The organism is Cellulosimicrobium cellulans (genome assembly GCF_001722485.1).
GTDB lineage: Bacteria > Actinomycetota > Actinomycetes > Actinomycetales > Cellulomonadaceae > Cellulosimicrobium > Cellulosimicrobium cellulans_A.
This window is the reverse complement of sequence record NZ_LWGL01000127.1, coordinates 1-9,540: the sequence shown is the minus strand read 5'-3', so window position 1 is coordinate 9,540 and position 9,540 is coordinate 1. Positions and strand designations below refer to the sequence as shown.

General features: G+C 75.6%; 6 protein-coding genes. 5 read left to right on the top strand and 1 reads right to left on the bottom strand.

All coding sequences use genetic code 11. The features are described 5' to 3' along the window. Positions 1 to 188 precede the first annotated feature (188 nt). From JZ5iCDA_RS12940 to JZ5iCDA_RS12925, 4 genes are all read left to right on the top strand, one after another. Positions 189 to 3,119: a DEAD/DEAH box helicase gene (locus JZ5iCDA_RS12940; RefSeq protein ID WP_069387555.1), complete on the top strand. Its 2,931-nt coding sequence runs from the start codon at positions 189 to 191 to the stop codon at positions 3,117 to 3,119. A gap of 71 nt (positions 3,120 to 3,190) precedes the next feature. Continuing rightward, the gene (locus tag JZ5iCDA_RS12935) at positions 3,191 to 4,831 is read left to right on the top strand and encodes an amidohydrolase (protein ID WP_069387554.1); all 1,641 of its coding nucleotides are present in this window, start codon (positions 3,191 to 3,193) and stop codon (positions 4,829 to 4,831) included. 241 nt (positions 4,832 to 5,072) lie between these two features. Next, the gene (gene lnt, locus JZ5iCDA_RS12930; RefSeq protein ID WP_366246671.1) at positions 5,073 to 6,815 is read left to right on the top strand and encodes an apolipoprotein N-acyltransferase; all 1,743 of its coding nucleotides are present in this window, start codon (positions 5,073 to 5,075) and stop codon (positions 6,813 to 6,815) included. After that, positions 6,812 to 7,606, top strand: a complete 795-nt coding sequence (locus tag JZ5iCDA_RS12925; RefSeq protein ID WP_069387552.1) for a polyprenol monophosphomannose synthase — start codon at positions 6,812 to 6,814, stop codon at positions 7,604 to 7,606. Before lnt ends, JZ5iCDA_RS12925 begins: the two co-directional genes overlap by 4 nt. 112 nt (positions 7,607 to 7,718) lie before the next feature. Here JZ5iCDA_RS12925 and JZ5iCDA_RS12920 read toward each other — a convergent pair whose 3' ends face one another. Then, on the bottom strand, positions 7,719 to 8,063 hold the full coding sequence (locus JZ5iCDA_RS12920) for an RNA polymerase-binding protein RbpA (RefSeq protein WP_069387551.1): 345 nt from the start codon (positions 8,061 to 8,063) through the stop codon (positions 7,719 to 7,721). A gap of 385 nt (positions 8,064 to 8,448) precedes the next feature. Here JZ5iCDA_RS12920 and JZ5iCDA_RS12915 point away from each other — a divergent pair. Beyond that, a partial coding sequence (locus tag JZ5iCDA_RS12915; RefSeq protein ID WP_069387550.1) for an LLM class flavin-dependent oxidoreductase occupies positions 8,449 to 9,540 on the top strand: 1,092 nt, incomplete at its 3' end.

Below are 9,540 nucleotides of genomic sequence, written 5' to 3'. Positions count from 1 at the left end.
GCCCACCGACGCCGGCGCGCCGCCCCCGCACGCGTTCGGCGACGGCGAGCACCTCGGGCCCCTGCCGCTGCACGTCGAGGCGGTCCCCGGCGCCCTCGTCGTCCTGCACCCCGGGGCCGCGGCGCGCTGACCAGCGGGCTGACGGTGCGCCGACCGGCGAGCGCGGCGGCGAACCGTAGGCTGAACCCATGACGGCTGCCGACACGCCCGCCGACTCGCCCGCCGCCAGGTACGCGGCGTCCCGCGCCCGCCAGGCCGCGTCCCGCACCCGCCTCGCCGAGTTCCGGCGCGTCCTGGACTTCCCGCTCGACGACTTCCAGGTGCGCGCGTGCGAGGCCCTCGAGGAGGGCCGCGGCGTGCTCGTGGCCGCCCCCACCGGCGCGGGGAAGACCGTCGTCGGCGAGTTCGCCGTGCACCTGGCGCTCGCCACCGGCCGCAAGGCGTTCTACACCACCCCCATCAAGGCGCTGTCGAACCAGAAGTACGCCGACCTCGCGCGCCGCCACGGCGCCGACCAGGTCGGGCTCCTCACCGGCGACACCACCATCAACGGGGACGCGCCCGTCGTCGTCATGACGACCGAGGTGCTGCGCAACATGCTGTACGGCGGGTCCACCGCGCTCGACGGCCTCGGGTACGTCGTCATGGACGAGGTGCACTACCTCGCCGACCGCTTCCGCGGACCGGTGTGGGAAGAGGTCATCATCCACCTGTCCGACGACGTCCAGCTCGTGTCCCTGTCCGCCACCGTGTCCAACGCCGAGGAGTTCGGCGACTGGCTCGAGATGGTGCGCGGCGACACCGCCGTGGTCGTCAGCGAGCGCCGGCCGGTGCCGCTGTGGCAGCACGTCCTCGTCGCCGCGGGCGACTCCGCGCGCGTCGAGCGGGGCCCTGGCCGGCCGGGCCTCGGGGCGGAGCTGCTGGACTTGTACGCGGGGCACGTCGACCCGACCGACCCGGGCGTGAACCCGCCGATCAACCCCGACCTGCTCGCGGCGTTCCGCTCCGCGCCGCGCACCGGCACGTCCGGGCCCGGGGGGAGGGGGCGCGGGCCGGGCGACCGCGGTTACCGCGGGCGAGGGGGACGGCGCCCGGGGCCGGACCGGGCGGGGTTCTCGCGCCGGACCCCGTCGCGGTTCTCCGTGGTGGACGCGCTCGACGAGGACGGGTTGCTGCCCGCGATCTACTTCATCTTCTCCCGGGCCGGGTGCGAGGGCGCCGTGACGCAGTGCCTGACGGCGGGGCTGCGCCTGACGACGCCCGAGGAGGAGGCGGAGATCCGGCGGGTCGCGGAGGAGCGGACCGCGCCCATCCCGACCGAGGACCTCGACGTGCTCGGGTACTGGACGTGGAGCGAGTCCCTCGCGCGCGGCATCGCCGCCCACCACGCCGGCATGCTGCCCGTGTTCAAGGAGACGGTCGAGGAGCTGTTCAGCCGCGGCCTCATCAAGGTCGTGTTCGCCACCGAGACCCTCGCGCTCGGCATCAACATGCCCGCCCGGTCGGTGGTGCTGGAGCGGCTCGTGAAGTGGGACGGGTCCGCGCACGTCGACGTCACCCCCGGCGAGTACACCCAGCTCACGGGGCGCGCCGGGCGGCGCGGCATCGACGTCGAGGGGCACGCCGTCGTCGTCGACCACGCCGGCCTCGACCCGGTGCACCTCGCGGGCCTGGCGTCCAAGCGCCTGTACCCGCTGCGCTCCAGCTTCCGGCCCACGTACAACATGGCGGTCAACCTCGTCGCGCAGGTCGGGCGCGAGCGGGCGCGCGACGTCCTCGAGACGTCGTTCGCGCAGTTCCAGGCCGACCGCGGCGTCGTCGGGCTGGCGAAGCAGGCGCAGGCGCACGCGGAGGCGCTGGAGGGGTACGCGCAGGCCATGACGTGCGACCGCGGCGACTTCTCCGAGTACGCCGCGCTGCGACGCCGCATCGCGAACCGGGAGGCGGACCTGTCGCGCGCGGCGAGCCGGTCCCGGCGCGCCGAGGTCGTCGCGGCGTTCGAGCGGCTGCGGCCGGGGGACGTCGTCGAGGTGCCGTCCGGTCGCCGCGCCGGGTACGTCGTCGTGCTCGACCCGGGGGAGGGCGCCGGGTTCGACGGCCCCCGCCCGACCGTCCTCACGCAGGACCGCGCCGTGAAGAAGCTCACGATCGCCGACGCGCCCGGCGGGGTGCGCACGGTCGCGAAGGTCCGCATCCCCAAGACGTTCAACCCGCGCGTGCCCGCGCACAGGCGCGACCTCGCGTCGTCCCTGCGCAACGCGCTCGGCGCGCTCGACGAGCCCGGCACCCGCCCCGGCAAGGGCCCGCGCGCCCGGTCCGCGGCCGCCGACGACGCCGAGCTCGCCCGCCTGCGCGCGCAGCTGCGCGCCCACCCGTGCCACGGCTGCCCCGACCGGGAGGACCACGCCCGCTGGGCCGAGCGCTGGCAGCGGCTGAAGAAGGAGCACGACCGGCTCGTGGGCCGCGTCGAGGGCCGTACCGGGTCCATCGCCAAGCTGTTCGACCGCACGTGCGACGTACTGCTCACCCTCGGCTACCTCGAGCGCCCCGGCGACGACGGTGCGGCCGCTGGCGACGGTGCGGCCGGCGGGGACGGCACGGAGCTGCGCGTCACGAGCGACGGGCGGTGGCTGCGCCGCCTGTACGCCGAGAACGACCTGCTGCTCGCCGAGTGCCTGCGCCGCGGCGTCTGGGACGACCTCGACGCCCCGGCGCTGGCCGCCGTGGTGTCCACGTGCGTGTACTCCGGGCGCCGCGACGACGCCGCCGAGCCGTACATCCCCGGCGGGCCGCACGGCACCCTCGCCCAGGCCCTGGACGCGACCGTGCGCGTGTGGTCCGAGGTCGACGACCTCGAGAGCGCGCACCGTCTCGACGCCACCGGCGAGCTCGACCTCGGACTCGTCGCCGCCGTGCACCGGTGGGCCGTGGGCCGCAGCCTCGACGCCGTGCTGCGCGGCTCGGAGATCGCCGCGGGCGACTTCGTGCGCTGGTGCAAGCAGGTCATCGACGTGCTCGACCAGCTCGCCACCGCCGCACCCACCCCGGCCCTGCGCCGCACCGCGAACCAGGCGATCGACCGCCTGCGCCGCGGCGTCGTCGCGTACTCCAGCGTCTGACACCCCGACCCGCGCGGGCGGGTGCGGTGTGCTGCCATGGCAGCGACGACGTGACGGTATCGTGCAGGACCGTGACCTCCACCCTCTACCGCGGCGGCGTGATCCACTCCGCCGCGGACCCGTTCGCGGAAGCCCTCCTCGTCGACGACGGCGTCATCGCCTGGATCGGCGCCAACGACACCGCGGACGGCCTCGCCGCCCGCGCCGACCGGGTGGTCGACCTGCAGGGCGCGCTCGTCGCGCCCGGCTTCGTCGACGCGCACGTCCACCTGTTCGAGGTCGGACTCGCCCTGGCCGGCGTCGACCTGTCCGCGAGCGCCGGCGTGACGTCGCTGGACGCGGCGCTGGCCGCGATCGGCCGGGCGGCGGCGCAGGCGGGCGCGGACGAGACCGTGCTCGCGTTCGGGTGGGACGAGCGGTCCTGGCCGGAGGGCCGGCCGCCGACGGCCGGCGAGCTCGACGCGGCGGCGGGCGGTCGGCCGGTGTACGCGGCGCGCGTGGACGTGCACTCGGCGGTGGTGTCGACGACGCTCGCGCGCCGCGCGGGACTGGAGTCGCGGCCCGGGTGGGACGCGTCGGGCTGGGTGACGGGCGAGGCGCACCACGTGGCCCGGGACGTGGCGCGCGACGTGCCGCCGGCTCGCCGCACGGCGCTGTACCGGGCGGCGCTGGCCGCGGCCGCGGAGCGGGGCATCGTGTCGGTGCACGAGATGAGCGCGCCGCACATCGACACGCGCGACGGCCTGCGCGAGGTGCTCGACCTCACGCGCGACCCGGCGAGCGGGCTCGCGCACGTCGTGGGGTACCGGGGCGAGCTGTGCGAGAGCGCGGACGACGCGCACGCGCTGCTGGCGGACCTGCCGGGGCTGGCGGGCATCGCGGGGGACCTGAACGTCGACGGGTCGATCGGGTCGCGCACCGCGGCGATGCGCCAGCCGTACCGGGACGCCCCGGTGCCGGGGGAGCGGGGCAGCCTGTACCTCACGGCGGAGCAGGTCGCGGACCACCTGGCGGCGGTCGCGGCGGTGGGCACGCAGGGCGGGTTCCACGTGATCGGGGACCGGGCGATGGACGAGCTCGTGGCCGGGCTCGAGGCGGCGGCGCAGGCGCACGGCGCGAGCGTGGTGCGCACGGCGCGGCCGCGTGTGGAGCACGCGCTGTTCGTCGACGCGACGGCGTTGGCCACGATGCTGCTGTACGGGGTGAGCCTGAGCATCCAGCCGGCGTTCGACGCCGCGTGGGGCGGTCCGCAGGGGACGTACGCGGCGCGCGTGGGCGCGACGCGGGCGGAGGGCCTGAGCCCGTTCGCCGACCTCGCCGGTGCCGGCGTGCCGCTCGCGTTCGGGTCCGACGCCCCGGTGACGCGCCTGGACCCGTGGGCAGGGGTGCTCGCGGCCATGTCGCACGTGGACCCGGACCAGCGCATCTCGGCCCGAGCCGCGTTCCGCGCGCACACGCGCGGCGGGTGGCGCCTCGCGGGCCTGGACCACACCGGTGCCGGCCAGCTGCGCGTGGGCGCCCCGGCGCACCTGGCGGTGTGGCGCGCGGAGCACCTCGCGGTGCAGGGCCCGCTCGGCCGCGCGACGTCGTCGTGGAGCACGGACGCGCGCGCCGGCACGCCGCTGCTGCCCGAGCTCGGCCCGGACCTGCCGCGCCCGGTGTGCCTGCAGACGGTGCGCGACGGGAACGTCCTGTTCGACACGTTCGACTGATTCCTGCCGCTTGACACCACGAGGAGCACCGGTAGTTTCGAGGGGTGTTCCGGCCCCGGCGGCCGCAGGGGGAACCAGCCACCATCGACGGGCCCTCGGTGTGCCCACGTCGGGCGTCAGGCCGGGCCCGCGCGCTCAGTAGAAAACGTGCTCCGTCGGTGGCGGCGGGGCACGGGCCGAAGGGTGCGCGGGCCCGCCGCACGCCGCTGCCCGTGCAGGTCGGTGGCGTAGTCTGCACCCCGTGGCCGCCCCTGCACCGCTGACCGACCCGGCCTCCCGGCCGGCCTCCCCGCCCCGCCGGCCCGCGACCGATCCGCAGGCTCCGTCCGGCGTGTCGCGGCTCGTGGCGGTGCTGCTCGCCGTCGTCGGGGGACTGGTCACCGACGCGGCGTTCCCCGACCGGGGCTGGTGGCCCGCCGCGTTCGCCGGGGTGGCGCTGCTGTTCGTGGCCCTGCGGCGCGACGACGCCCGCTGGGGCGCGCTCGTCGGTCTCGCCTGGGGCCTGGCGTTCTTCCTGCCGCACCTGTACTGGGCCAACGAGGCCACCGACACGGTGCCGTGGGTCGCACTGTCCGTGATGGAGGCGTGCTTCGTCGCCGTGCTCGGCGCCGGCTGGGTGTGGGCGCGCCGCTGGCCCTGGCTGCGCGCACGCCCCGCGGCGCAGGCCGTGGCGTTCGCGGTGGCGTTCGTCGGGGTCGAGCAGGCGCGCACCGAGGTGCCGTTCGGCGGCTTCCCCTGGGGGCGCCTCGCGTTCTCCCAGGCCGCCTCCCCGCTGGGCCGGGCGGCGTGGCTCGGCGGCGAGGTGCTCGTCTCGCTGCTCGTCGCGCTCGTCGGGTCCCTCCTCGCGGTCGCCGCGGTCGCCCTGTGGCGCGCCCGCACGCGCGCCGCGGGAGGCACGGACGCGGACGGCACGGATGCGGACGGCACGGACGGCGGTGCCCGGCGCGGCCGCCCGTCCCGGTTCCTCGTCCCGGCGTCCCTGCTCGCCGCGGCAGCTCTCGTCGCCGCCCCGCTGCTCGTCCCGCTCGACGACCGCGCGCAGTCCGGGACGCTCGAGGTCGGCGCCGTGCAGGGGAACGTCGCCGAACCAGGGCTGGGGTCGTTCGCCAACCGCGCCGAGGTGCTCGACAACCACCTCGACGGCACGCTCGCGCTCCTCGACCAGGTCGAGCCGGGCGGCCTTGACGTCGTGCTGTGGCCCGAGAACGGCTCGGACCTCGACCCGCAGGAGGCGCGCGACGTCGCCGCCGCCATCGACGACGCCGCGACCGAGGTCGACGCGCCGATCCTCGTCGGTGCGCAGGAGTTCCCCGCCACGGGCGGGCGGTACAACGTGGCGCTGCTGTGGGAGCCGGGCACCGGCGTCGTCGACCGGTACGCCAAGCAGCACCCCGCACCGTTCGGCGAGTACATGCCGATGCGCTCGTTCCTGCGGCTGTTCTCCGACCAGGTGGACCGCGTGACGATCGACATGATCCCCGGCACCGAGACGGGCGTCGTCGACCTCGACGCCGAGCGCCTCGGCCGCACCGTCCCCCTCGGCGTCGTCATCTGCTTCGAGGTCGCCTACGAGGAACTCGTGCGCGACGCCGTGACGTCCGGCGCCGAGGTGCTCGTCGTGCCGACCAACAACGCGTCCTTCGGGTACACGGCCGAGTCCACCCAGCAGCTCGCCATGTCCCAGCTGCGCGCCATCGCCACAGGCCGCGCGACCGTGCAGGTCTCCACCGTCGGGGTCAGCGGCGTCATCGCCCCCGACGGCGAGCTCCTGCAGCGCACCGGCCTGTTCACCGCCGACCAGCTCGTCGCGTCCCTGCCGCTGCGCACCGACCTCACGCCCGCCGTGCGGGCCGGCGCCGTCCCCGCCGCCGTCGTCGGCGCGGCGGCCCTCGCGCTGCTCGCGTGCGGCGTCGTCGCAGGCGTCCGCGAGCGCCGCCAGGTCTCGGCGCGCGCGGTGTGCCAGGACGGCGGGGAGCCGGCGTGAGCGGCGCACCCGGGCGGGTCCTCGTCGTCGTGCCCACGTACGACGAGGCGCTGACGCTGCCCGGCACGCTGGGGCGCCTGCGGGCGGCGGTGCCGGACGCGGACGTGCTCGTGGTCGACGACGCGTCCCCGGACGGCACGGGCGACCTCGCGGAGGAGATGGCCGCGCGCGACGCCGGCGTGCACGTGCTGCACCGCGCGGGCAAGGACGGGCTCGGCGCCGCGTACGTGGCCGGCTTCGGCTGGGCGCTGGAGCGCGGCTACGACGTCGTGGTGGAGATGGACGCGGACGGCTCCCACCTGCCGGAGCAGCTGCCCCGGCTCCTGGCGGCCCTGGGCGAGAGGGGCGGCGACGGCGCGGTGCCGGACCTCGTCATCGGGTCGCGCTGGGTGCCGGGCGGCGAGGTGGAGAACTGGCCGTGGCACCGCGAGGTGCTCTCGCGCGGGGGCAACGCGTACGTGCGTCTCGCGCTCGGGCTGCGCCTCGGGGACGCGACGGCGGGCTTCCGCGCCTACCGTGCGAGCGCGCTGCGCGCCCTGGACCTCGCGACGGTCGCGTCGCACGGGTACTGCTTCCAGGTCGACATGGCGTGGCGCGTCGCACGGGCCGGCGGAGGCGTGGTGGAGGTGCCGATCACGTTCGTCGAGCGCACGGCGGGGCGGTCGAAGATGAGCCGCGCGATCGTCACCGAGGCGCTGTGGCGCGTCACGGTCTGGGGAGTGCGACGGCGCGCGGAGCAGCTGCGCGGGCTCGCGCGCCCGCGTACGGCCGCGCGCACGCGCGTGCGCTGACCGTGCACTAAGCGTGCACTGACTCGGCCCGTACGACGGTCGGCGGGCGTGCGAGAGGCCCGGCCCCCGGACGGGGACCGGGCCTCTCGCGGCGCCGCGCGGGCGGCGGGGGTCAGGCGCTGCGGCGGAGCTTGCCGGCGCGCAGCAGGTCGAGGCGCTCGTCGAGCAGCTCCTCGAGCTCGGAGATGGTGCGGCGCTCGAGCAGCATGTCCCAGTGGGTGCGGGCGGGCTTGCCGGCCTTGGGCTCGGGGCGCTCGGCGTCGCGCAGGAGCGCCTCGGCGCCGCAGCGGCACTCCCACACCGGGGGGACCTCGGCGTCGGTCGAGAACGGCAGGATGATGGTGTGGCCGTTGGGGCAGTCGTAGTGCGCCTGGAAACGCGGCGCGAAGTCGACGCCCTCGTCCGACTCCATGCTCTTCGCACCGATGCTCATGCCACGCAGCGAACGGTCGGCCATGGTGTCCTCCAGAGGATCGTCGGGGGGTCTCGGGGCGCCCCGAGGGGGTGCGAGGGTGCCCGGTCTACGAGTACGCAACGCGTGATGGTGACGAGGTGTTCCGACGCGTGGTGAAGGTCCCGTGAACGAACGCGCGCGCGCCGCAGTGCGGGCCGCGCACCGTCCGCCGGGTCCGCCACGGTGCGTCGCGGACCTCAGGCTCCCGGCTTTCCGGGTCGCACGCAAATCCTCGCGGGGTGACGTCCGCCGCCGCGAGAGGAGGAGGAGGGCGGGAGGGAGGCGGCCGGGAACAAACGGGGAGGGTGCTCGGTTGAGCGCCGTGTACATGCAAACGCATGGACATCGGCAGAGGTATCGCATCGGCCCGAGACACTGGGAGCACACCATGCAGTTCGGCATCTTCACCGTCGGTGACGTCACGACGGACCCCACGACGGGCCGGACCCCGGACGACACCGAGCGGGTGCGCGCCATGCTCACCATCGCCGAGCACGCCGACGAGGCGGGCCTGGACGTCTTCGCCACGGGGGAGCACCACAACCCGCCGTTCGTGCCGTCGTCGCCCACGACGATGCTCGGCTACCTGGCGGGTGTGACGAAGAACATCGTCCTGTCGACCTCCACGACGCTCATCACGACGAACGACCCGGTGCGCCTCGCCGAGGAGTACGCGATGCTCCAGGTGATCTCCGAGGGCCGCATGGACCTCATGATGGGCCGGGGCAACACCGGCCCCGTGTACCCGTGGTTCGGGCAGGACATCCGCAACGGCATCCCGCTCGCCGTCGAGAACTACGCGCTGCTGCGCCGGCTGTGGACCGAGGACGTCGTGGACTGGGAGGGCAGGTTCCGCACCCCGCTGCAGGGCTTCACCTCCACGCCGCGCCCCCTGGACGGGGTGCCGCCGTTCGTGTGGCACGGGTCGATCCGCAGCCCCGAGATCGCCGAGCAGGCGGCCTACTACGGCGACGGGTTCTTCCACAACAACATCTTCTGGCCCATGAGCCACACGAAGCAGATGGTGCAGTTCTACCGCCAGCGCTGGGAGCACCACGGCCACGGCCCCGCGGACACCGCGATCGTCGGCCTCGGCGGCCAGGTGTTCATGCGCAAGGACTCCCAGAAGGCGTGGGACGAGTTCCGGCCCTACTTCGACAACGCGCCCGTGTACGGGCACGGCCCGTCGATGGAGGACTTCACGCGCGAGACGCCGCTGACCGTCGGGTCCCCGCAGCAGGTCATCGACCGCTACGCGGCCATGCGCGAGCACGTCGGGGACTACCAGCGCCAGCTGTTCCTCATCGACCACGCCGGCCTGCCGCTCAAGACGGTCCTCGAGCAGATCGACCTCCTCGCGGGCGAGGTCGTGCCCGTCCTGCGCGCCGAGATGGAGGCCGCGCGCCCCGCGCACGTCCCGGCGAACCCGCCGAGCCACGCCGAGCGCGTCGCCGCCGCCCGCGCCGCCGGCACCGCACCG